We start from the raw sequence: 23,862 nt of genomic DNA on the forward strand, positions 1-23,862 counted from the left end.
GTATTTCTGTCAAAACCTGTTATTTCTGTCAAAGTTTTTGGTGAAGCTTTAAAATTGACCGATAATAATCGTTTGTCTTCAGCTGTTCACACAATGGACCATACAAAAAATCAGGCGGCGCTCCATACCATGGCCCTCGCCGCGCTTGGTGTTGTTTTCGGGGATATTGGCACCAGCCCCTTGTATACGATGAAGGAAGTGTTTGCTGTGGGCCATCACCCACTGTTACTGACACAAGACAATGTCTATGGCATTTTGTCCCTGATCACCTGGGCTTTGCTACTGATAGTCTCCTTTAAATATGTTGCATTTATCATGCGCGCAGACAACCGTGGCGAAGGCGGCATCATGGCTTTGCTATCACTGGCCAGCCGTTATGCGGGCGGTGACCCTGAACAGCGCAAGCGCATCATGATGCTCGGCATTATCGGTGCTTGTATGTTTTACGCAGACGGCATGATTACCCCGGCCATTTCTGTTTTATCCGCGGTGGAAGGGCTGGAAGTAGCCGCACCACAACTGGATAGCTGGATCGTCCCCATTACACTCTGCGTGCTGTTCGTCTTGTTCTGGGCGCAAAGCAAGGGGACCGCCGTTGTCGGCGCATTCTTTGGTCCGATTATGTTGACCTGGTTTGCCGTACTGGGCATCTTGGGTGCAATCAATATCAGCCACCATCCGGAGATTCTCAAAGCCTTAAGTCCCGCCTACGCCTTCCTGTTTTTTTATACCCAACCAAAGATTGCCTTTATTGCCCTGGGCGCAGTTGTTTTAGCGGTCACAGGAGCTGAGGCACTCTACGCCGACATGGGCCATTTTGGTCGAAAACCGATCCGCCTGGCCTGGTTCCTGTTTGTACTCCCGGCCTTGATTTGCAATTATTTTGGTCAGGGCGCGTTGATCTTGGCCGAACCTGAAGCGATTCAAAACCCGTTTTACCATTTAGCACCCGACTGGGCTTTGTTCCCCCTCATTATCCTGGCCACACTGGCGACCGTGATTGCCTCGCAAGCGGTGATTACTGGCGCATTTTCTGTGTCACGCCAGGCTTTGCAATTGGGCTTTATTCCTCGTATGCACGTGGCGCATACTTCAGAAAAAACCGAAGGCCAGGTGTACATGCCCCGTGTGAACTGGGGCCTGATGGTTGCCGTCATGGGCCTGGTCCTCATTTTTGGCAGCTCTGGTGATCTGGCGGCCGCTTACGGTATCGCCGTGACTGGCGATATGGTGATCACCACCTTGCTCGCCGCCGTCGTTTTCCATCATTTGTGGGGCTGGAGCAAACTTAAAACCGCCAGCCTGATTAGCATCTTCCTGGTGATCGACCTGTCTTTCTTCTCTGCCAACATCCTCAAGATTCCGGACGGTGGCTGGGTGCCTTTACTCATAGGTCTGATTATTTTTACGCTGATGCGCACCTGGAAAACGGGCCGCAGATTGCTGTATGGCACCCTCAAGTCAGAATCCATGGAACTCATCCCTTTTATTCAGGCGATAGGCGCGCACCCCCCCGCCCGCGTCAATGGCGTCGGCGTTTTCATGACCCCAAACCCGGATGGCGTCCCGCATGCCTTGCTGCACAATCTGAAGCATAACAAAGTACTGCATGAAAAAATGATCATCCTGACGGTGCGTTTTGAGGACTACCCCTACACCAGCCGGGAGGAGCGTGTATCAGTGGAAGCGTTGCCATATGGCTTTTATCGCGTCACCATACGTTATGGCTATATGGATGAACCTGACCTGCCCAGAGATCTGGCACTCACAGAATCCTTTGGCCTCAGCCTGGATACCATGGATACGTCCTTCTTTATCGGCAAGGAAATCCTGATTGCCTCAGATAAACCAGGCATGGCCTTCTGGCGCAAGAAGATTTTTATTGGCTTGTTCCGCACAGCGGAAACCATTACCAACCAATTCAATCTGCCGCCCAACCGGGTGGTGGAACTGGGTTCACAGGTCAAAATCTAATGCAAAAATATAGGTGCGATTTAGCTCAAGCCAGTGAGCAGAAAGGAAACCGTATGTTCAATATCAAACTCATCTCTGTGGCTGCCGCATGCGCATTACTGACCGCCTGTGCCAGTACAACCAACAATAGCGTTTCTGGTGTGCAACGTAGCCAGCTCTTGCTACTGCCATCGGCCACGGTAGACAAGATGTCGGCGCAATCTTATACACAAACGCTCCAGGACGCCCAAAAGAAAAGTACGCTAAACGCAGATAAAGCACTTTTGAATCGCGTCACCACTATTTCTAACCGGCTGATTGCGCAAGTTGGCGTATTCCGCCCAGATGCGACCAAATGGAAGTGGGAAGTCAATGTAGAGAAAAATGAGCAATTGAATGCCTATTGCATGCCAGGTGGCAAAATCATGGTGTTTTCTGGACTGGCGGATAAACTCAATGCGACAGACGACGAACTGGCTGCAGTGATTGGCCACGAAATTTCCCACGCGTTGCGCGAACATGGCCGCGAACGCATGTCACAAGCCTATGTACAGCAGTTTGGTTTGCAAGCACTCGCAGCTTTTGTTGGTGGTACCGCAGGCAATATGGCTGCACAAGGTGCAAACATGGGTAGTCAGCTACTGTTTGCTTTACCAAATGGCAGGGAACAGGAACGCGAAGCGGATCGCATGGGCCTTGAACTGGCCGCACGAGCAGGCTACAACCCCGAGGCCGCTGTCAGCCTATGGAAAAAAATGATGGCAGCCAGCAAGGATGCACCGCCCGAGTTCTTGAGCACCCACCCCTCCAGCGAGAACCGCATCAAGGATCTGCAAGCACTGACACCCAAAGTCATGCCACTTTACTTGGCCGCAAAAAACAAATAACCCATGCTTACCAGGGGTCATCACTATCTATAGCCCCTGATCCATCGAAATTAGGTTAAAATTTCGGGTTTCACTGTTATTTAACCGAATCAATTAGAGAACATCATGGATCCACGTCAAAGCATTATTGAAGCGGCTTTTGAAGACCGCGCCAACATCAACCCGGCCAATGCACCAGCAGATATCAAAGCCACCGTGGCTTCAGTACTGGATGATCTGGATGCTGGCAAATTGCGCGTCGCATCCCGGATTGGCGACACCCAGCAATGGGAAACCCATCAATGGATCAAGAAAGCCGTTCTGCTGTCTTTCCGACTCAAAGACAACTACCTGATGGATGACGGCGTAACTCGTTATTTTGACAAAGTCGATCCAAAATTTGCCAACTACACTGAAGAAGACTTTAAAGCCGGTGGTTTCCGCGTCGTGCCTAACGCCATTGTCCGCAAAGGCTCTTTCATTGCCAAAAACGCAGTGTTGATGCCTTCCTATGTCAACATCGGTGCTTATGTAGGTGAAGGCACCATGGTGGACACCTGGGCGACTGTGGGTTCCTGTGCGCAGATTGGTAAAAATGTACACTTATCTGGTGGCGTAGGCATTGGTGGCGTATTGGAGCCAGTACAGGCTGGCCCAACGATTATTGGTGACAACTGCTTTATCGGTGCACGTTCCGAAGTGGTTGAAGGTGTAGTGGTAGAAGATAACTGCGTGATTTCTATGGGTGTCTATATTGGCCAGTCGACCAAGATTTATGACCGTGAAACCGGTGAAGTACACTTTGGTCGCGTGCCTGCCGGCTCAGTCGTGGTATCAGGCAACCTGCCTTCCAGCGATGGCAAATACAGCTTGTACTGCGCTGTGATCGTGAAAAAAGTGGATGCCAAGACACTGGGCAAAGTCGGTATCAACGAATTATTGCGTGGTGTGTAAGGTGTAAACACTCGCACTGGGAATCGCTCTCTTATCACCGCTCAAGTTATGGGCATATCGGGTCGATATAAGAGTGATTCTCATCATCCGCTTTTGTGGTAATCGTATCAAGTATGGAGAAATAGCAGGCAAGAAACAAAACGCAGTAGAGTCACACCACTAATAATCACAATGACCGTGCAACTATGATCCCAACAAACATGCTTATTCTGCTGCTATTCACATCCAGTGTCATCGGATGTTTTTTTGCATTTAAGCTGGTTGATCAGCTGCGTATCGCGGCAAACAGGAACCATGATGCACTGCTAAAAAAATATTCCGCAATGACTGCGGCCGGTATTTTCCTGCTGCATGCCGGCTACCAGTTCGCTTCTGACAATATTCCAAAAATCACACAGCACCCGGTAGATTTGATAGGCAGCCTGTTGTGCGCCTACCTGCTTTCCCTATCACTACTCAAAACAGTCAACCAGAAAAAACTGCCCTTGCGAGACCTGCTCTATGCCTCATTGGCAGCGGGCGTGAGCGGTTATCTGCTTTCCTATTTTTTCCAGCTGAGCGCCGGGGCGATCAATATCCGTATCGACACCTGGACCGCATTATTCGCGCTTTTCCTGGCCTGCCTGACATCGGCACTGGCTATCGTCACCACCCTCTGGCTGAAAAGCTATGAAGGAAAAGCATTACAGCGCTTGAAATGGATATTTTCAGTGGAAATTGCGCTGGGCTTCCTGGCATCCCACACCGCAATAAACCTCAGCATTGTGCATAACAACATGCTGATCGGCCAACCCAGCGACCAAACGCAAAACTATCTGATGCTCCTGCTGGTATTAGTCCCTGTATTGCTGTTTATCACCTCATTCATCCTGGTCATCTTTTATGAGCGCAATGTCGACCTCACGCAAAGCAAGCTGACCTTCCGCAACACACAGACGGTTAACAAGCGGTTCCTGGCTTACGACCCACTGACACATCTGCCTAACCGCGACGCTTTGAACCAGCACCTGATCATCAGCGCCAAGCGTTGTGACCGGAATGGCGAGTCCCTGGCGCTTGCATATATCGATCTGGATCATTTCAAGCCCGTCAACGACCAGTTTGGTCATCATATTGGTGACCTGTTACTGATAGAAGTCTCCAAGCGCATCAGCAATGCCATCCGTAATTGTGATTATGTGGCACGGGCAGGCGGCGATGAGTTTATTGCTGTACTCAGCGAAATCGAAAACCACCAAAGTGTAGTGACGGTAATTCAGCGCATTATCGATGCCTTGCGTGAAGTTTTTATCATAGAAGATCATGTCATTGAAATTTCCTGCTCTATTGGCGTTTCCATGTATCCACAAGACGGCAACCTGCAAAAACTCAAGTTGAATGCTGATGCCGCCATGTATAAGGCCAAGGAAAATGGCAAAAACCAGTACCGCTTCTTTGATGCCGAAATTGAGCAGGCGTCAGATGTCATGCAACAAACGCGGGTGGAGCTCAAAAAAGCGATTACCGAACAGGAATTCAGGTTGCTATTCCAACCCAAAGTCGACTCATTGACCCGCTTGGTACATGGTGCTGAGGCGCTATTGCGCTGGCAGCATCCTACACGTGGCCTGCTTTCGCCTAATAGTTTTATTGAAGCCTCAGAACGCTTTGGCATGATCGAAGAAATCAACGCCTGGGTCATTTCGCAGGCATGCAGCACTATCCGGCTGGCGCGTGACCGCGGCATTGACCTGAGCATTTCAGTCAATATGTCCAACCAGCAATTCCGCAATAAGCAGCTCGGTTCACTGATACAGTCGATTCTGGAATCCCATGAAGTGGAAGCGCGCAACCTCATTCTGGAAGTATCGGAAACCAATGCGATCCATCATCAGGCGCAATTTAAAGAAACCCTGCGCCATTTCAAAAAACAGGGCCTTAAAATCTCCCTGGATGACTTTGGGCTGCATCCATTTAGCCTGACGCATTTGCAGGACCTGGAAATTAGTGAAGTCAAATTGGACCGCACCCTCACTAAAGGAGTGGCGTCTTCGCGCACTGCGCTTTCAATCGTAGAAGCCATTGTTAAACTGGCACATGCGCTGGATTTGAATGTGGTCGCTGAGGGCGTTGAAGATGAAGACCAGCGCCTTGCCCTGGTCAGCATTGGTTGCGACCAGATGCAGGGCTTCCTGTTTTCCAAACCGGTTGAACAGAAATTCCTGTTTGATGTATTCAGCGAACTTCAACTCAAATCCACCACGCAAAGCCTGTTCTAAACTCGGCAAGCACATCAATTAAGTTGCAACACCCTGCTCATCGGCTGGTAAAATAAACTTTTTACCCGATAGCGCACCATGAAACTGTACGGCATCCCCAATTGCAACACTGTCAAAAAGGCCCGTGACTGGCTGGAAGAGCACGCGATTGCCTATGAATTCCACGACTTTAAGAAACTAGGGCTGGACACGGCTACCGCGCAATCGTGGTTGCAGCAGTATCCTTGGGAAAAGCTGGTCAACCGCAGTGGCATGACCTGGCGCAACCTGAGTGATACAGAGAAAAACACCGTTGTGGATGCCAGTTCAGCCCAAGTCTTGATGCAAGAAAAAACCTCTGTCATCAAGCGGCCTGTTATGGTCAAGAACGATAAAATCATTGCTCTTGGCTTTAATGAAACCGAGTATGCCCAACTGTTTGCCAAAGAATAAGCTTATGTCAAAAACACTGGATCTTGCCATTGACCTGCTCAAACGTCGCTCACTGACCCCGGAAGATGCTGGCTGCCAGGAAGCCATGATTGCACGTCTTGAACCCCTGGGTTTCAAGATTGAACGCATGCGCTTTGGCCAGGTAGACAACTTTTATGCCCGTCGCGGCACCACAGGTCCGCTGATTGTGTTCGCCGGGCACACTGACGTGGTGCCCACTGGTCCCCTCGACCAATGGCACACACCGCCATTTGAGCCAACGATTAAGGATGGCATGCTGTATGCACGCGGTGCAGCCGACATGAAAACGTCATTGGCTGCCTTTGTTACCAGCATCGAAGAATTTATTGCTGAAAACCCAAATCACCCAGGTTCGATTGGCCTGCTGATCACATCAGACGAAGAGGGCATCGCGATTGAAGGGACTGTCAAAGTGGTGGAAGCCCTGCAGGCCCGCGGCGAGACTTTTGATTACTGCATCGTCGGTGAGCCCACGAGCAATAAAGTCGTTGGCGACATGATCAAAAATGGCCGGCGTGGTTCATTGTCTGGCAAGCTCACGGTCAAAGGCATCCAGGGCCACATTGCGTATCCGCACCTGGTCAAAAACCCGATTCACCTGGCCGCACCTGCCATTAAGGACATGGTGGAAACCGTGTGGGACCACGGTAACGAGTATTTCCCCCCCACCTCATGGCAAATTTCCAACATGAATGGCGGCACCGGGGCAACCAATGTGGTCCCCGGTGAAGTCGAAATCCTGTTCAACTTCCGTTATTGCCCGGAGGTGGAGGGTCAAGGTAGCTCGGAGCAAAGCCTGCGTTCGCGCGTCCATGCCATCCTGGATAGCCATGGCTTTGATTACACGCTGGAATGGGAACACAACCAGTCTTACATCACGCCTCGCGGTGAGCTGGTCGCAGCCATCAGCCAGGCCATAGAGCATAGCTACGGCGTCAGTCCAGAGCTCTCCACGACCGGTGGCACCTCAGATGGCCGCTTCATTGCTGACATCTGCAAGGAAGTGATTGAGTTCGGGCCGCTGAATGCAACGATACACAAACTGAATGAATGCGTGGCCGTGGCCGACATTGAGCCGCTCAAGGAAACTTACAAACGCACCATGGAGCTATTGTTGCTGAAATAATATGACGACCAATTTACAAACTATCCGTGACTGGCTGCGCTATGCCGTGAGCCGTTTTGAAAATTCCGATATTTTTTATGGTCATGGCACCGATAACAGCTACGACGAAGCTGTGTGGCTGATTATGAGCGCGCTGCATTTGCCGCATGACACTCTGAATAACTTCCTTGATGCGCGTTTAACCTCAGAGGAGTGCCAGCATTTGGGAACACTCATTGAAAAGCGCGTCACCGAGCATACGCCAACGGCTTACCTTGTGAATGAAGCCTGGTTACGCGGATTCAAATTCTATGTTGATGAGCGCGTGATCGTGCCGCGCTCGTTTATTGCAGAATTACTGGAAGACGGTTTACAGCCCTGGGTGGAGTTCCCTGAAATGGTCGAATCGGCAGCCGATATTTGTACCGGTTCTGGCTGCCTGGGTGTTTTACTGGCGGAGGCATTCCCCAATGCACATATTGACGTTGTCGATATTTCTCCAGATGCGATTGAAGTATGCAATATCAACATTGGTCGTTACGGCTTGGAACATCAGGTGCAAGCCGTACAATCCGACATGTTTACCGCACTCAAGGGTCGTAAATATGATGTCATTATCAGCAATCCGCCTTATGTGGATGCGCCTAGCATGGCTGAACTGCCAGAAGAGTATCGCAAAGAACCCCAATTGGCGTTAGGCAGTGGTGTTGCCGGACTGGACCACACGCATACTTTACTGACGCAGGCGGCTGAATATTTAAATGATGGTGGCATACTGGTCGTGGAAATTGGCCATAACCGGGATGCGTTGCATGAAGCGTATCCTGACTTGCCATTCACCTGGCTGGACACCAGTGCCGGCGACCAGTTTGTGTTTATGCTGACCAAAGAGGATTTAATAGAGGCTGGTTTGCAGGTTCAATAACCCAGCAAGCTGAAAAAACACGGTAATGCCAGTCATAAAAAAGCACTTCAATCAGAAGTGCTTTTTTATTTTCACCAGCAGCTTAACCGCGGCCCCGATTACGGTCACTGCGTTTATTGGCGCCGCTATTGATACGTGCATTCTGCAGCGAGGCCTGTTTTAGATCAGAATCCTGGCGAATACGGCGATTACCAGTGGGTGCACGTGCCGGACGCTCGCTACTGTTAGCCGGGGCATTTGCCGCCTCCAGTAAGCTACGACGCTGTTTGCGTACTTTGGGAGTAAACACGCGGGTTGCACGGTCACGGTCATGCGGGCTCATTTGCTTGAGTGGCTTGCGTGGCACAGGCAAGCCTGCCCATTCCAGCAAAGCAACTACTTGCTTCTGCTCAAGTTTAAGCATAGTGCCACGCTTAAGACGTGGCGGCAGCGCAATCGGGCCAAACCGCACGCGCATGAGGCGGCTCACCGGCAAATGAAAAGCCTCGAACAGGCGCCGCACCTCACGGTTACGTCCTTCCTTGATCACTACCTGGTACCACTTGTTAGCACCTTCTCCGCCATTGGCGTAAATGCTTTCAAAATTAGCCGGGCCATCTTCAAGTTCTATGCCATGGGTTAATTGTGACATCTGCTCTGGCGTCAGTTCACCCAAAATACGCACCGCATATTCACGTTCCACCTCGTAGCGTGGGTGCATGAAACGGTTAGCCAGCTCGCCAGAATTGGTAAAGATCAGCAAGCCACTGGTATTCATATCCAGACGGCCAATGGCGATCCATTTCCCCTGCTTGATCCGCGGCAGCTTGTCAAAGACGGTGGCACGCCCTTCCGGGTCATCCTGCGTCACCATCTCACCCTCAGGCTTGTGATACAACAGCACTTGCGGCAGTTCTGCTTCAAATGGTAGATGCAGGATACGGCTATCAAGACGCACGATATCATGCTCATCAACCACCGCCCCTACCTGAGCCACCTGGCCATTAATAGTGATACGCCCCATTTCGATTAATGTTTCCATCTCGCGACGTGAGCCAAACCCAGCCATCGCCAACAATTTGTGCAGCCGTTGCCCCGAGCGTGGCGCTGAAGGCGCGTCCACACCTTCAGCAGTCTCTGCTACCGGCGTTTGCACTTTGGGGGGACGGGTCCCGGAAACAGTTTTTGGGGATTTAAATGGGCGAGCCATGCTTAACCTCTTGAATGAAGGCTGTATTTTACCGTATTTAGGGCATACTCTCTAAAGCTAAATACATTGCGGCTGATTTAGCGCGAGCAGATGAAGGCTCAAGCCTGTCAGGCCGTCACCGCATGCATCACTTGCAATTGCAAATTGCGGTTGCCATTAAACTCATTGACTTGTAAGGCATACGCAATTTCTATCTGTTCTGGCAGCAACTCGGCATGCTGAAAATAAATGGCATCAAACTGTTGGTTATGTTTTTGCAGGCGCAGCTTCAAATGCTTTTCACCCAGTATGCGTTGCTGCAACACCTGAAAGCGGTCATAGAATACTGGCTGTGGAAAGCCTTGGCCCCATACCTGCTGCGTCAGCAACTCCGCTGTCTGCATGGTCATTTCATGCACCTCGAGGCTACCATCGGTCTCAAGAATTTCCTGCAAGGTTTCAGCATCTATCAGGCTTTGTACCACTTGCTCAAAAGTGTGCTGGAAACGCGCAAAATCCACTGCGCGAATACTGAGTCCCGCAGCCATGGCATGGCCTCCAAATTTAACAATCAGATCAGGCTGCTGCTTGGTGACGAGGTCCAGTGCATCGCGTAGATGTAAACCGGCAATGGAGCGGCCAGAGCCTTTGATGAGCCCATCCCCTGCATCGGCGAAAGCAATCACTGGCCGGTGAAAACGCTCCTTGATGCGCGAAGCCAGGATACCAATCACGCCTTGGTGCCAGTCTGGCTGAAAAACGCTAATCGTATATTGAGAGTCCGTAAAATCGTGTGTCAGGTCAGCCATGGCATCCCACTGCATTTCTGCTTCGATCTGCTTGCGTTCGGCATTCAACACATGCAATTGCTGGGCATACTGCATGGCTTCTAGTGGTGTTTCTGCGAGCAGGCAGCGTATACCTATGGTCATATCATCCAGTCGACCAGCCGCATTGAGGCGTGGCCCCACGTAAAACCCCAAATCCTGCGCATTGACCTGTGCCGGGTCACGCCCAGCGAGTTTAAGGATGGCCAGAATACCAGGACAAGCCATGCCCTGCCTGATACGTTTGAGTCCCTGCCTGACCAGAATACGGTTATTGGCATCCAGCCTGACCAGGTCTGCCACCGTCCCCAAGGCCACCAGATCAAGCAAACTGCCCAAATGCACCTCATCTTCTGCCAACATACCGCGTTGCTTGAGCTCGGCACGCAGAGCGATCAGCACATAAAACATGACCCCCACGCCAGCCAGGTGCTTGCTCGGAAAATCACAGCCACGCTGGTTAGGGTTGACGATGCAATCTGCGGCGGGCGTTTGTTCACCCGGCAAATGGTGATCGGTAATCAATACCTGCATGCCTAGTGCTTTTGCTGCTGCCACACCATCAATACTGGCAATCCCGTTATCTACAGTCAAAATCACCTCTGGCTGTTGTGTCGCCGCAAGCGCCACGATTTCCGGTGTGAGGCCGTAGCCATATTCAAAGCGGTTGGGGACCAGAAAATCGACCCGTGCGCCCATCATATCTAACCCACGCATGGCAACGCTGGTTGCCGTCGCGCCATCGGCATCATAATCGCCAATAATGAGAATGCGTTTTTGCTGTGTAATTGCGTCTGCCAGCAATTGCGCCATGCGGGTGGCGCCGGTGAGCGCGTCTGGCTTCAGCAAGTGCGGCATCTCTTGCAATGACCAGTCCTCGGCACTTACAGACCTGGCCGCCAGTAACCTTGCCAGCAAATTGGGTAATCCCTGTGCCTGCAACGCTTCAACACCACTGTTTGAATATACTCTCTGTTGGACTCTCATCTGATGCTCTAGTTAGACCTCTCCAAACCCATTTACCTTGCCGCAGCCAATGTTGTTTCGAGTTGCTGTAATAACGTTTCCAATGTGTAGGGCTTTCGCCAGAACTGCCAGCGAAATTGTTTTTTATAACTTATTTCAATGCTGCGCTCTGCAAATGGGATCACCACACGCAACGCTGATATCCGTCCTGTTTGCAAAGCACGAGACACCTCTGCCCAGTTGACCGTTTGCCATTGGTCAGCTACCCAGATTCCGTCAGTCATTTGTTGATCAGCAAACATGGTTGACATTGGGATGAATTGTGCCGCAGCCAGTCGACTGGCTTGCAAGCCTGAAAAGATATCCCCTTGCCCACTCACAGTCAGTTGCATGGCTGGCCAGGCTGGAATGTGGCCCACACTGGCAAACCATAAGCTATTTAATGTTTCCGGCCAATTGGTCACAGCCGGGGAATACGCGGCCTCATGCAACAGCATTTGTATTTCATTGGTCCATTGCCTTATCACAGAAGCATCTGGCCCTTGCGGTTGCCACTGCATGGCCTGCTGGTAAAGGCAATCCTGCGGCCATTGCATCTGCGCATTTATTTCACGCACGGGCACCACCCACCAATAGCGCTGGCTCGGATCCTCGTGAATAGTAAACTCCTCCAAGAAGTGTTTTTTTAACCGTTCAGTCAACACGGCATACACATCTGCAGCAAGCGGAACGACCGATTGCAGGCTGAAGGTATCACGGCGCAAGCCCAGATGCACAGGTAACAGGCAGAATGCCGGGGGCGCAACTGGCAATGGCATCCTGGCACACAATACCGCCGATGTCGCATCCCCGCTGGCACCCAGACACTGCCACAATGACTTCAGCGGAGACAACGAGTTGACTTGCCACTGTGCCCTTAAAAAAATGGGACACTGCTCTACGAGAGAGTGGATCATGTCAGCGGGCCGCGCGGCGGCATCCGACAGATAATCTGTGATATAAATTTGCTGTATCATGCGAAAACAAATACACTAGGTTCACGAAAAAACTGAGCATCTGGCCGCTTGAAAAATAACAGGCTAGCCAGGTTGTGATGGTTATAATCAATGGGTCTTATACACGAAATTAGGGGGGATGTCATGAATCTGATTCAATGGCTATTCTGCCTGGCGGTATACGCGCCTGCTGATTCAATTTGATTAGATTACTTGGAATCCATGCCTTTTTTCCAAAATTTAAGTATCCAGTCCAGATTACTGCTGTTAGTGATCGGACCCGTGTTTGCGTTATCCTGTATTTTGCTGCTGTTTGATTTTAAAGAACAGCTGCAACGCGAAGAAGACAAGCTGAACCAGCATGCCCTGACCACCGCAAAATTCCTTTCTGCGGTCATCCATAACCAGACCGAGTTGCAGGGCCCGAAATATATAGAGCGGCTGCTCAAAGCGAGCCAGCTCAATCGTGAACCGTATTTGTCCCTGATGATTGCCGATGCCAATAATCGCCCGATTGCCCACCTGGGCACCTCATTCAGTATGCAGGAAGCTCTGCCGCAACAGGATACTGTCGTCATGCAGCAAAACACGCATGACATCACCATGGTGAAAGTCTTTTCTACCGAGCCTGCCCACAATTTGCTGGGTTATGTCTTTGTTGCTATCGATAAAGCCGCCCTGATAGAAGATCATCGCGACGCCTTCATTAAAAATGTTGGCTACATCACGCTGGCGTTGATGCTGTGCTCTATTCTTGTCAGCTGGGTGAGCCGATCAATTAGTCAACCTATCCGTGACATGACCGCTGCCCTGAAACGCTTTATGATAGGCAGCCAGCAAGTCAGCCACGGCAAAAATACTTTACCGGAAATCAAATCCCTGCAAAGCACCATTAACCAAATTTCGAGGGAAATGCAGCATGTGGAAGCCGATATGCGGCACCGTATTCAGGATGCGCAAGCGCAACTGCGCTATCAGGCCCGCCATGACGCTCTCACCGGACTAGTTAACCGCCAGGAGCTCGAACGACGGCTGCAGCAAGCCTTGCAAGACGTAAAGCTGCACAGGGCCAACCATGTATTCTGCTACATGGACCTTGACCAGTTCCGCGTCATCAATGATACCTGCGGCCATCTGGCTGGCGATGAAATGCTGCGCCAGATCAGTATGATCCTGAGCCAACGCATCCGTGCCGAAGATACTTTCGCACGGCTGGGCGGCGATGAATTTGGCCTGTTACTGAGCTACTGCCAGGTTGAAAAAGCCATTGAAATAGCGGCACAGTTACGACAAATGGTGGAAACCTTCCGCTTTATGCACGAAGGCCGTCTGTTCCAGACTGGCATCAGCATAGGGATCGTCGAGATTACCGCTGATTTGAAAGATGTCGGCCAGATTACACGCCATGCCGATGCCGCCTGTTATGTGGCAAAAGATAATGGCCGTAACCAGATTCACCTGTTTCACCCCGAAGATGATGTACTACTCAAGCGCCATGTGGAAATGGAATGGGTAGTGCGCATCAACGAGGCCATAGAACACAACGATTTCGTGCTGTACTGCCAGGGGATCTTTCCACTACAGAGCAAAGAGCTACCACATTTCTATGAAATCCTGATCCGCAAACGGGATGAACATGGCGGCATTATCCCTCCTGCCGAATTTCTACCCTCGGCGGAGCGCTATCACCTGATGACCAAGATTGACCGCTGGGTGATCCAGCATGCATTTATGGCATTACAACCCCTGTTTAAAACACAATCCAGCCTCAAGCCGTTTATTGTCAGCATCAACCTCTCAGGCATGTCACTCGGCGATGCGCAGTTGTTGCCCTATATTCAGAACTGTTTTGAAACCTATGACATTCCGCCAACCCACGTATGCTTTGAGGTCACCGAAACGTCCGCCATCATTAATATCGACAACACCATCAAACTCATTCTTGAGTTACAGAAATGGGGCACACGATTCATGCTGGATGACTTTGGCAGTGGCATGTCTTCATTCAGCTATTTGAAACACCTGCCCGTCAATTTCCTGAAAATGGATGGTGCTTACGTGAAAGACATCACCAGCAGCAAGGTTGACCTAGCCATGGCAAAAGCCATACAGAGCGTCGCCCAATCGATGGGAATCCAGACCATCGCCGAATACGTGGAAGATGAAGCTACCTTGGACTGCCTCAAGGAAATGGGGGTGGCGTATGCTCAAGGATTCTATCTGAATAGACCCCTGCCGCTCAGCGATGCGCTGGCCAGACATACCACGGTCATTCCACAACAACAAGCTGCCAGCATCGTTCCTGACGCCAGCGTTTAACAGCCGTTACACTTAGGCGACCGGAGTATAAGCCCAAGTGGCCTCCTTATTGAGGCATTCACCTCTCACGAACAGCAGATGCTCGTTGGGGAAATCAGCAATTCCCTTTCTTAGCCTGTCCAGGCGGACAATGGTCGCGCACAACGACACATCCAGGTAACAAAAGACCAAGCACAGTAATTGCCACGATTATTTTCTTCATATGATTCCCTGTAGATTAAACATTAAAGTCTTCATTATATAAAGCAAGCAGTCCACAAGATACTTTTACCCTCTCGAATGAATAGTCGAAAAAAATAACTCGAAACTTTGATGTATTTTATGGATCGATATACAAGTATAGCGTTTTTAACTTCAATCTTAATCAGGTAAGGAGACTCAATGGTAGCTCTCAAATTATTGTTGGCGGCGGTACTCTTAGGTTCCCTTATCTGGACATTGATCAATCCTGGTTATGAGCCTATCACAGCAGTGATCATCGCAGCCGGATGCCTGTTAGCAATACGTGTTAACGAGCGTGCGCAAAAAGATAAACGAACCTACAAACCGGAAAATGATTAACTGGTTTTTTGAATACATCACGTACTATCATTACAAGGTCATGTGTCACGCACCTTAGACTCACGCATACGTCACCTAAACACCGCTTTGATTTTTAAGCCAATTACTCCACAATCCATATTGCAAATAAGAGAGTAGACGCTGAGGTACATTTTGATAAGAGTAATCATTTTTCTGGCTGCTTTACTAACAGTATCATGTGTCAAGCAATCAATCACCACAACGAATACTTATGAAAAAGCACTGCCGTTTTCTAAAGCAGAAATAAAAAAAACAGAGGCTGAGCAAGAAATTATCTGTGCTAAATATTCAGCGAAATCAAATGCAAGATTAAACCGAATAGCAGAAATGGATGCCGCTTCAAAGGATAAGCGCTTAACGCCACATCAGAAATCCGAAAAACATGATTATTTAATGGCGCATTTAAATGATGGTTTAGAGGAAGCCGAAAAATTAAAAGACAAGTGTGATGCTTTGAATAAAAGGCTGGATGAAATGTATGAGGCAAATCATATAGCCGGTGATAAATTCTTGGAACAGCGAAAACGTAAATAATCGCGTCCGCTTATCCTAATAAGTTTAAACAAGCTTTTTTTCATCATAAAGCTTGTCTGTCTTAGCAGTTAATTGTGAATTGCTGAAGGTTTTAAATGACAGCGTTATTTGGGGATAACTTCCACTGCGTAAGTTGTTTTACCCCGAAGTTACCCCAACTTAACCGTGGATTTCGATAGACTAGATTATAGCTATAGACACACAAATGGCTTTAAAACGTTATTTAAAGGCTATTTATGGATTGTATTGGATGGCTTTGGAAAGAATTTGGTCGGGACGGTGTGATTCGAACACACGACCCCTTGCACCCCATGCAAGTGCGCTACCAGGCTGCGCTACGCCCCGACGTTTGACTCGAGCAGGAACCCACTCGAAAAGAAGGCTGCATTATAAAGCAAAACCGCATATTCGCTAAGCAGAATATGCGGTTTTAATGGCTTGCGATCTGCTTAGGTGGGTACTTTGAGCAGTTGCAGGACCTGTTGAATTTGTTCTCTGAGGGCTACCACATCCACGGCCGGGTATTGGATCTCTTCAGGCATGAGAGATGGCGCATTTGAACGAGGTGTTGAAGCAACTTCTTGGGTAGTGCGTGGTTTTTCTGCCTTTTCATCCACACCATCCAGGCGGTTGCGCGCACCGCTAATGGTAAATCCTTGCTCATAGAGCAGTTCACGAATTTTGCGGATAAGCAGTACTTCATGATGTTGATAGTAGCGGCGATTGCCACGACGCTTGACGGGTTTGAGTTGAGTAAACTCCTGCTCCCAATAACGCAATACGTGCGGCTTAACCCCACACAACTCGCTGACTTCACCAATCGTGAAATAGCGTTTGGCAGGGATAGGCGGCAAGGTGACTTTTTGCGTGTCTAGCATGTCGTCGAATCAGATCAGGCTTGTGCTTGCAAAGGTTGTTCGGCGTAGTGCTCTTCTACGCGCAATTTTAATTTCTGACTGGCGTGAAAAGTCACTACACGACGTGCAGAGATCGGGATTTCTTCGCCAGTTTTCGGGTTACGGCCAGGACGTTCGGATTTAGTACGCAATTCAAAATTACCAAAACCAGACAGTTTAACGCTATCGCCTTGTTCCAGTGCATTACGGACTTCTTCAAAAAACGCTTCTACCATGTCCTTGGCTTCACGCTTGTTTAGCCCGACTTGTTCAAACAACAAATCGGCCAAGTCAGCTTTTGTGAGTGTCATTAACGATCCCCTGAACCTTCTTATTATGCGAGATGACGCTTGTGTTGTATCAACTGTTATCCTTGGTTTTACCCAAACGATTACCTGAGTGATGCAGCAAAATTGGATGACCAGTTGTTGAGGATTCGTGCCACGATGGTATCGACTTCCTCATCGACCATGGTCTTGCAAGTATCTTGCATAAGTACAAGAAATGCAAGGCTTTTTTTGTTTTCTGGCACACCCTTACCATGATAAACATCGAACAATTTCACCATTTGCAACTGCGGAATTTGCTCAGAAATAATGGCATCAATCATGGTTTGTGCCGAGGTATTTTGATCAACGATGACGGCTAAATCTCGGCGTACCGGCAAGAACTTACTGACCTCTGCATAGGCAGGTACCTGAGTAGCCAATGCGGCATCTGCATCCAACTCGAACAAGTAGCAGGCACTGGTGAGACCATACTGCTGCTGCCATTGCGGATGTAGCTTGCCCAGCCAGCCAATTGCCTTATCTCCCAGATAAATGCGGGCAGACTGGCCTGGATGCAATGCAGGATGCTGTTCGACAACAAAGCGTACAGGCTGCGCGAACAAAGCCTCAACATGGGCTTTGGCATCATAAAAATCAAAGACGCGGGTTTCTGCTGCCCATTGCTCGGGCTGTACGCTGCCATAAACCAGGCCAGATAAGGTCAACGTTTCAACAAAACCTTGTGTGCCTTTTTCAAAACGTGCGCCCAACTCAAACAGCATGGCACGCGATTGTTGACGCTTGAGGTTGTAATCCAACGCATCCAGCAAACCACCCCACAAGCCAGAGCGCATAACGCTCAGATTGCTGGCAATGGGGTTTTTCAAGGTGATTGGCTGGCCGTTACCATACAAGTCGCGCTCCCAGCAGGCATCAACAAAACTATAAGTCACCACTTCCTGATAACCCTGGTTAACCATCACATCACGCAACCAATGCTTGCTGCGTGTGGCCTCTGGCGCAAGCAGCATGCTTTGTGGGGCAACAGGAGTCAGTGCAGGGATATGCTCATAACCATGCAGGCGGGCAACCTCTTCAATCAGGTCTTCTTCACGCGCAATATCAAAACGGAAAGTAGGCGCACTCACCTCGAATACGCCATCGGTTTCGGTATAGGCAAAGCCGAGTTGCGTCAGTAACTGGCCCACTTGCGCCAGGCTGATCTCTATTCCAAGGATGGATAACAGATAGCTGTGACGCAAAGTTACCTGCTTGCGAGCAGGCAATTGTGCGGTCAAGGCTGTTACTGTGCCTGCCTGCCCGCCACAAATCTCTAATACAAGGGCTGTGGCACGCTCCAATGCATTTAAAGTATTGCCGAAATCCACACCACGTTCAAAACGGTAGGAAGAATCCGTGCTCAATCCTAAACGGCGTGCTTTTCCAGCCATCACATCTGGCGTGAAAAAGGCACTTTCAAGGAAAATGGCCTGTGTCGCATCCGTGACAGAAGTCGGCCTTCCGCCCATTACACCGGCCAAAGCAACCGGACCATTATCGTCAGCGATCACCAGATCATCGGCTTTAAGCGTGACTTCAGTATCGTTAAGCAAAGCCAACTGTTCACCCGCCTGGGCAAAACGCACCTGAATATCGCCCTGCAACAGGTTTAAATCAAACGCATGCATAGGCTGGCCCAATTCCAGCAACACATAATTGGTAATATCGACTAATGCACTGATGCTGCGGATACCGCTACGCTCTAGCCTGCGCACCATCCAGTCTGGGGTCTTTGCCTGCGCATTGACACCTTCAATGGCGCGGCCATAATAGGCTGGGCAAGCATCTTTGGCTTGCAATTCCACTGTTTTAACCTGCTGGCTAGTGATGGCAGCAGACTGAATTGCTGGCGTCGTGATCGGTGTCCCTGTCATGGCCACCACATCCCTGGCAATGCCTAAAATACTCAAGCAATCGGCCCGGTTAGGCGTGAGTTTTAAGGTATAAGTGTAGTCGTTTAAGTCCAGGTACTCTCGGATATCCTGACCGACGGGCGCATCGACTGGCAATTCCAGAATACCGTTGGCTTCAGTGGCGATACCCAATTCTTTGGCAGAACACATCATGCCAAAAGACTCTACGCCACGAACTTTGGCTTGTTTGATGTTAATCCCAGGCAGTTCTGCACCCACCAAGGCACATGGCGCTTTGAGGCCAGCACGCGCATTGGGCGCGCCACAGACAATTTGCAGCACTTCACCACCAACATTCACCTTACAGACTTGCAAACGGTCTGCGTCAGGATGTCTGGCAGCTTCCACAATTTCAGCAACCACAATGCGTTGAAAGGCTGGGGCGACCGGTGTTAATTCCTCCACCTCCAGGCCTGCCATGGTCAATGCGTGACCAAGTTGCGCGGTATCCAGCGCCGGATTCACCATGGAACGTAACCATTGTTCTGAGAACTGCATATCTTGTCTGTACCTATCTAATCAGGTTTTAAGAGTGATCTAGAATTACTTAATAAACTGCTGCAAGAAGCGCAGATCATTATTAAAGAAATGGCGCAAATCGTTAACGCCATAACGCAGCATGGCCAGGCGTTCCACACCCAGCCCAAACGCAAAGCCGCGATATTTGTTGCTGTCGATATTCACATGCTTGAGCACCTCCGGGTGGACCATGCCACAGCCACCAATCTCCAGCCAGCCACCATTCCAACTCATATCCATTTCGGCTGAAGGCTCGGTAAACGGAAAGAAAGAAGGACGGAATCGCACCGTGAGGTCATCACGCTCAAAAAACTTCTGCAAAAAGTCCTGCACCACGCCTTTGAGGTTGGCAAAGCTGATCTGCTCATCTACCCACAACCCTTCCACCTGGTGGAACATCGGCGAGTGTGTCGCATCGGAGTCCACCCGGTAAACGCGGCCTGGCGCAATAATCTTCAAAGGTGGTGTGTTGTTTTCCATGTAATGCACTTGCACTGGAGAGGTATGCGTACGCAATACGTACTCCATGCTGTCTTGGCCACTATCCACGTAAAACGTATCATGCATGGCACGCGCCGGATGGTTATCCGGGATATTCAGTGCAGTAAAGTTATAAAAGTCTGTTTCGATTTCCGGGCCATCAGCCACACTGAAACCAATCGAATGGAATAACTCTTCAACCCGACGCAGTGTCAACGTCACCGGATGTAAGCCACCAGCGGATTGCGCACGCGCCGGTAAAGTCACATCGATGGTTTCACTGGCTAGTTGCTTCGCCTGGGCTGCTGCCAGGATACTGTCACGGCGGCCATTCAAGGCATTCTCTACGGCTTGCTTAACGACATTAATGGCTGCACCTGCGGCTGGACGTTCCTCGGCAGTCAGTTTGCCAAGCCCCTTCAAGGCGTCGGTGAGTGCGCCAGATTTCCCTAGGTATTTGGCCTTTGCGTTTTCTAGTGCCGGGATGTCATGGCAAGCAGCAAAGTCTAGTTCTGCTTCTGCAATTAGGTGATTGAGGTCAGCCATCGTGAAATTCTTTATGTTTTAAGTCACATTAAAATAAAAAAAGAGGCCGCAGCCTCTTTTTTTGGTAGGTCTGATTAGGCGCTTAAACCTGTTTTAGCCAATTCTACAAATTTGGCAAAAGCAGCTTTGTCGAACACGGCCAGATCAGCCAGTACTTTACGGTCAACTTCAACGGCAGATTTTTTCAGGCCGTTCATGAAACGGCTGTATGTCAAGCCAGCTTCACGGGCTGCCGCATTAATACGGGCAATCCACAGGGCGCGGAATTGACGTTTTTTCTGACGACGGTCACGGTATGCGTATTGACCGGCTTTCATGACCGCCTGTTTGGCAACGCGGTAAACGTTCTTACGACGACCACGGTAACCTTTAGCAGCATTTAAAACTTTTTTGTGTTTTGCGCGTGCGATGACACCACGTTTTACTCTAGGCATGTCGGTCTCCTTATTGTGTTGGCATCATTGCGCGAACGCGTTTCACGTCGGTCGCAGAAATAATTGCAGTACCGCGCAGTTTACGTTTTTGCTTGGTGGTTTTCTTGGTCAGGATGTGGCGCAAGTGAGAGTGTGTACGCTTCACTTTACCGTTACCCAAGAACTTGAAGCGCTTTTTCGCGCTGCTCTTTGTCTTCATCTTTGGCATTTTTTTCTCCTTAGAGGTTAAATAGAGAGTAACTAGGCAGCCAATTTAGCCGTATTACTCCAAAAAATTTTTATTACTAAAACTTTATTCTTCGCTCGGTGCTGCTTTTTCACCTTTTTTGGCAACAGGCACTACTTTCTTAGCTGGTGCCAACACCATCACCATTTGGCGGCCTTCCATTTTTGGATATTGCTCCACCAATGCATGCTCTGTTAAATCTGCCTCCAGGCGTTTTAACAAAGCCAAACCAAATTCCTGATGCGTAATTTCGCGACCACGAAAACGCAAGGTAATTTTTGCTTTATCGCCATCACCCAAAAAACGGATGATGTTGCGTAATTTAATATTGTAATCGCCGTCATCGGTGCCGGGTCTGAATTTGACCTCTTTAATTTGCACCTGTTTTTGTTTCAGTTTTTGCTCGTGCAGACGCTTGCTCTCGGCGTATTTGAATTTGCCATAATCCATCAAACGGCACACAGGCGGTGCAGCATTTGGCGCAATTTCAACAATATCAATATCAGCTTCTTCCGCTTTGGCAAAGGCCTCTTTAAGGCTCATCACGCCTAACGGTTCGCCATCTACACCAATCAAACGCACTTGCGGCGCTGTAATGTCGCCATTGATGCGTGTATCTTTATCCTGAGCTATAACAATCCCCTAACAATAAACAAAGCCGCACGAATACCAGAAATTAGACCCGGTTTTGGATATCTTGCTGTATCTGCGCAACAAACGCATCTACTGACATCACACCCAGATCTTCGCCTTTTCTGGTACGTACGGCCACTTGACCATTTTGCATTTCCTTGTCGCCGACCACAATCAGGTATGGCAACTTCTGCAAACTATGTTCGCGTATTTTATAGGTAATCTTCTCATTTCTCAAGTCAAAATCGCATCGAATGCCATTTTTCTTCAAGTTTTCAATTACTTGGCGTACATAATCGGCCTGGTTATCAGAAATATTGAGCACCATGACCTGTACCGGCGCCAGCCAGGTTGGCATCGCACCCGCAAAGTTTTCGATCAAAATCCCCAGGAAACGCTCCATGGAACCGACAATCGCGCGGTGCAGCATGACCGGATGTTTGCGGGTGTTATCTTCATCCACATATTCAGCACCCAGGCGCACAGGCAGGTTGAAATCCAGCTGTATGGTGCCGCATTGCCACAAACGGCCGAGCGAATCTTTGAGTGTGAATTCAATTTTAGGGCCGTAAAATGCGCCCTCGCCTGGCTGCAAATCATATTTCAGGCCATTCAGGTCCAGCGCCGCTGCCAGTGCTGCTTCGGCTTTATCCCATACGTCATCGCTACCGACGCGTTTTTCGGGGCGGGTAGACAATTTCACCAGCACATCGTTAAAGCCAAAATCCTGGTAGACCGAATACAGCATCTTGATGAAATCCGCCACTTCGGCTTCGACCTGGTTTTCGGTGCAGAAAATATGCGCATCATCCTGGGTAAAACCACGCACGCGCATCAGGCCATGCAGGGAACCAGAAGGCTCATTACGGTGACAGGAACCAAATTCAGCCAGTCGTAACGGCAGATCGCGGTAGCTATGCAGGGTGCTATTAAAAATCTGGATATGGCCAGGGCAGTTCATCGGCTTGACGGCGTAATCGCGGTTTTCCGATTTGGTAGTGAACATATTGTCATGGTAGTTCTGCCAGTGGCCTGACTTTTCCCACAGCGTCTTGTCCATCACCGTTGGCGTACGTACTTCGTCGTAACCGTATTCTTTAAACTTGTTGCGCATGTACTGCTCAACCTCTTGCCAGATGCTCCAGCCTTTAGGGTGCCAGAACACCATGCCAGGCGCATCGTCTTGCATATGGAAGAAATCCAACTGCTTGCCCAGTTTACGGTGGTCGCGCTTTTCCGCCTCTTCCAGCATGTGCAGATAAGCTTCTAGCTCATCCTTATTACGCCAAGCGGTGCCATACACGCGTTGCAGCATTTCGTTATTGCTGTCGCCACGCCAGTAAGCACCAGCCAATTTCATTAACTTAAAGGCCTTCAGCTTGCCGGTATTCGGCACATGCGGTCCGCGGCACAAGTCGGTAAAGCCGCCTTCGGAATACAACGATACATCTTCATTGCTGGGGATACTGGCAATGATCTCTGCTTTGTAATGCTCGTTAATGCTTTTGAAATAAGCGACAGCCTCATCGCGCGGCAGCACCCTGCGCTCGACCTTTTCGTCTTTTTTCGCTAACTCGGCCATTTTCTTTTCAATGGCTATCAGGTCATCAGGCGTAAACGGGCGCTTGTAGCTGAAGTCATAGTAAAAACCGTTTTCAATGACCGGACCAATCGTCACTTGCGCATCCGGGAACAACTCTTTTACGGCATACGCCAGCAAGTGCGCCGTGGAGTGACGGATCACCTCCAGGCCTTCATCGTTTTTATCAGTAATGATGGCGAGGTCGACATCCTGCTCGATCAAATAGCTGGTATCGACCAGTTTAGCCTCTTGCCCGGGGTGGGTGACCTTGCCAGCCAAGGCAGCTTTTGCCAATCCCGTACCAATATTGGCGGCTACATCTGCCACTGTCACGGCTTGTTCAAACTGTCTTACAGACCCATCGGGTAATCGAATATTTGGCATGCCTAATCCGTCAAA

At 49.7% G+C, this 23,862-nt stretch carries 21 protein-coding genes and 1 tRNA gene; 10 read left to right on the forward strand and 12 right to left on the reverse strand.

Annotation, left to right across the window (positions count from 1 at the left end; translation table 11 throughout):
- Positions 1-93: 93 nt before the first annotated feature.
- The 7 genes from F463_RS0104020 (at position 94) to prmB (ending at position 8,514) form a co-directional block, all read left to right on the forward strand.
- Positions 94-1,974 carry a potassium transporter Kup gene (locus F463_RS0104020; protein WP_018985768.1) on the forward strand — a complete coding sequence of 627 codons (1,881 nt, stop codon included), beginning with the start codon at positions 94-96 and terminating at the stop codon, positions 1,972-1,974.
- Between the two features lie 53 nt (positions 1,975-2,027).
- Positions 2,028-2,840: a M48 family metallopeptidase gene (locus tag F463_RS0104025; protein ID WP_018985769.1), complete on the forward strand. Its 813-nt coding sequence runs from the start codon at positions 2,028-2,030 to the stop codon at positions 2,838-2,840.
- Positions 2,841-2,945: 105 nt separating this feature from the next.
- Positions 2,946-3,773 (forward strand): 2,3,4,5-tetrahydropyridine-2,6-dicarboxylate N-succinyltransferase, encoded by an 828-nt coding sequence (gene dapD, locus F463_RS0104030; RefSeq protein ID WP_018985770.1) that lies wholly within the window; start codon positions 2,946-2,948, stop codon positions 3,771-3,773.
- A 323-nt stretch (positions 3,774-4,096) separates the two neighbouring features.
- Positions 4,097-6,031, forward strand: a complete 1,935-nt coding sequence (locus F463_RS0104035) for a putative bifunctional diguanylate cyclase/phosphodiesterase (protein ID WP_245545126.1) — start codon at positions 4,097-4,099, stop codon at positions 6,029-6,031.
- Between the two features lie 78 nt (positions 6,032-6,109).
- Positions 6,110-6,463 carry an ArsC family reductase gene (locus tag F463_RS0104040; protein ID WP_018985772.1) on the forward strand — a complete coding sequence of 118 codons (354 nt, stop codon included), beginning with the start codon at positions 6,110-6,112 and terminating at the stop codon, positions 6,461-6,463.
- 4 nt (positions 6,464-6,467) lie between these two features.
- Positions 6,468-7,610: a succinyl-diaminopimelate desuccinylase gene (dapE, locus tag F463_RS0104045; RefSeq protein WP_018985773.1), complete on the forward strand. Its 1,143-nt coding sequence runs from the start codon at positions 6,468-6,470 to the stop codon at positions 7,608-7,610.
- 1 nt (position 7,611) lies between these two features.
- Complete coding sequence (gene prmB / locus F463_RS0104050; RefSeq protein ID WP_018985774.1) at positions 7,612-8,514, forward strand: 50S ribosomal protein L3 N(5)-glutamine methyltransferase; 903 nt, start codon at positions 7,612-7,614, stop codon at positions 8,512-8,514.
- An 82-nt stretch (positions 8,515-8,596) separates the two neighbouring features.
- Here the strand turns inward: prmB and rluB are convergent, their stop codons facing one another.
- The 3 genes from rluB to F463_RS0104065 all read right to left on the reverse strand — a co-directional run bounded on the left by rluB (position 8,597) and on the right by F463_RS0104065 (position 12,491).
- Positions 8,597-9,703 carry a 23S rRNA pseudouridine(2605) synthase RluB gene (gene rluB / locus F463_RS0104055; protein WP_018985775.1) on the reverse strand — a complete coding sequence of 369 codons (1,107 nt, stop codon included), beginning with the start codon at positions 9,701-9,703 and terminating at the stop codon, positions 8,597-8,599.
- Positions 9,704-9,810: 107 nt separating this feature from the next.
- Positions 9,811-11,496, reverse strand: coding sequence for a single-stranded-DNA-specific exonuclease RecJ (recJ, locus tag F463_RS0104060; protein ID WP_018985776.1), 1,686 nt, complete (start codon positions 11,494-11,496; stop codon positions 9,811-9,813).
- Between the two features lie 32 nt (positions 11,497-11,528).
- A complete protein-coding gene (locus tag F463_RS0104065) occupies positions 11,529-12,491 on the reverse strand; it encodes a hypothetical protein (protein ID WP_018985777.1) in 963 nt (320 codons plus the stop codon).
- A gap of 201 nt (positions 12,492-12,692) precedes the next feature.
- On the opposite strand from F463_RS0104065, the gene F463_RS0104070 reads away from it, so the two are divergent.
- The 3 genes from F463_RS0104070 to F463_RS14945 all read left to right on the forward strand — a co-directional run bounded on the left by F463_RS0104070 (position 12,693) and on the right by F463_RS14945 (position 15,905).
- Complete coding sequence (locus tag F463_RS0104070; protein ID WP_018985778.1) at positions 12,693-14,789, forward strand: putative bifunctional diguanylate cyclase/phosphodiesterase; 2,097 nt, start codon at positions 12,693-12,695, stop codon at positions 14,787-14,789.
- Between the two features lie 381 nt (positions 14,790-15,170).
- Positions 15,171-15,350: a hypothetical protein gene (locus tag F463_RS0104075; protein ID WP_018985779.1), complete on the forward strand. Its 180-nt coding sequence runs from the start codon at positions 15,171-15,173 to the stop codon at positions 15,348-15,350.
- A gap of 153 nt (positions 15,351-15,503) precedes the next feature.
- Positions 15,504-15,905 (forward strand): hypothetical protein, encoded by a 402-nt coding sequence (locus F463_RS14945; RefSeq protein WP_154650012.1) that lies wholly within the window; start codon positions 15,504-15,506, stop codon positions 15,903-15,905.
- A 268-nt stretch (positions 15,906-16,173) separates the two neighbouring features.
- Here the strand turns inward: F463_RS14945 and F463_RS0104085 are convergent.
- The 9 genes from F463_RS0104085 to thrS form a co-directional block, all read right to left on the reverse strand.
- Positions 16,174-16,250, reverse strand: a tRNA-Pro gene (locus F463_RS0104085).
- A 104-nt stretch (positions 16,251-16,354) separates the two neighbouring features.
- Positions 16,355-16,783, reverse strand: coding sequence for a MerR family transcriptional regulator (locus F463_RS0104090; protein ID WP_018985781.1), 429 nt, complete (start codon positions 16,781-16,783; stop codon positions 16,355-16,357).
- Positions 16,784-16,797: 14 nt separating this feature from the next.
- Positions 16,798-17,112: an integration host factor subunit alpha gene (locus F463_RS0104095; RefSeq protein WP_018985782.1), complete on the reverse strand. Its 315-nt coding sequence runs from the start codon at positions 17,110-17,112 to the stop codon at positions 16,798-16,800.
- 80 nt (positions 17,113-17,192) lie between these two features.
- The gene (gene pheT, locus F463_RS0104100) at positions 17,193-19,541 is read right to left on the reverse strand and encodes a phenylalanine--tRNA ligase subunit beta (protein WP_018985783.1); all 2,349 of its coding nucleotides are present in this window, start codon (positions 19,539-19,541) and stop codon (positions 17,193-17,195) included.
- Positions 19,542-19,586: 45 nt separating this feature from the next.
- On the reverse strand, positions 19,587-20,588 hold the full coding sequence (pheS, locus tag F463_RS0104105) for a phenylalanine--tRNA ligase subunit alpha (protein ID WP_018985784.1): 1,002 nt from the start codon (positions 20,586-20,588) through the stop codon (positions 19,587-19,589).
- A gap of 74 nt (positions 20,589-20,662) precedes the next feature.
- The gene (gene rplT / locus F463_RS0104110; protein ID WP_018985785.1) at positions 20,663-21,022 is read right to left on the reverse strand and encodes a 50S ribosomal protein L20; all 360 of its coding nucleotides are present in this window, start codon (positions 21,020-21,022) and stop codon (positions 20,663-20,665) included.
- A 10-nt stretch (positions 21,023-21,032) separates the two neighbouring features.
- Positions 21,033-21,230, reverse strand: coding sequence for a 50S ribosomal protein L35 (rpmI, locus tag F463_RS0104115; protein WP_018985786.1), 198 nt, complete (start codon positions 21,228-21,230; stop codon positions 21,033-21,035).
- An 84-nt stretch (positions 21,231-21,314) separates the two neighbouring features.
- Positions 21,315-21,887, reverse strand: coding sequence for a translation initiation factor IF-3 (gene infC, locus F463_RS0104120; RefSeq protein WP_081620782.1), 573 nt, complete (start codon positions 21,885-21,887; stop codon positions 21,315-21,317).
- Positions 21,888-21,924: 37 nt separating this feature from the next.
- Complete coding sequence (thrS, locus tag F463_RS0104125) at positions 21,925-23,847, reverse strand: threonine--tRNA ligase (RefSeq protein WP_018985788.1); 1,923 nt, start codon at positions 23,845-23,847, stop codon at positions 21,925-21,927.
- Positions 23,848-23,862: the final 15 nt, after the last annotated feature.

It is taken from the genome of Methylophilus methylotrophus DSM 46235 = ATCC 53528 (genome assembly GCF_000378225.1).
Taxonomy (GTDB): domain Bacteria; phylum Pseudomonadota; class Gammaproteobacteria; order Burkholderiales; family Methylophilaceae; genus Methylophilus; species Methylophilus methylotrophus.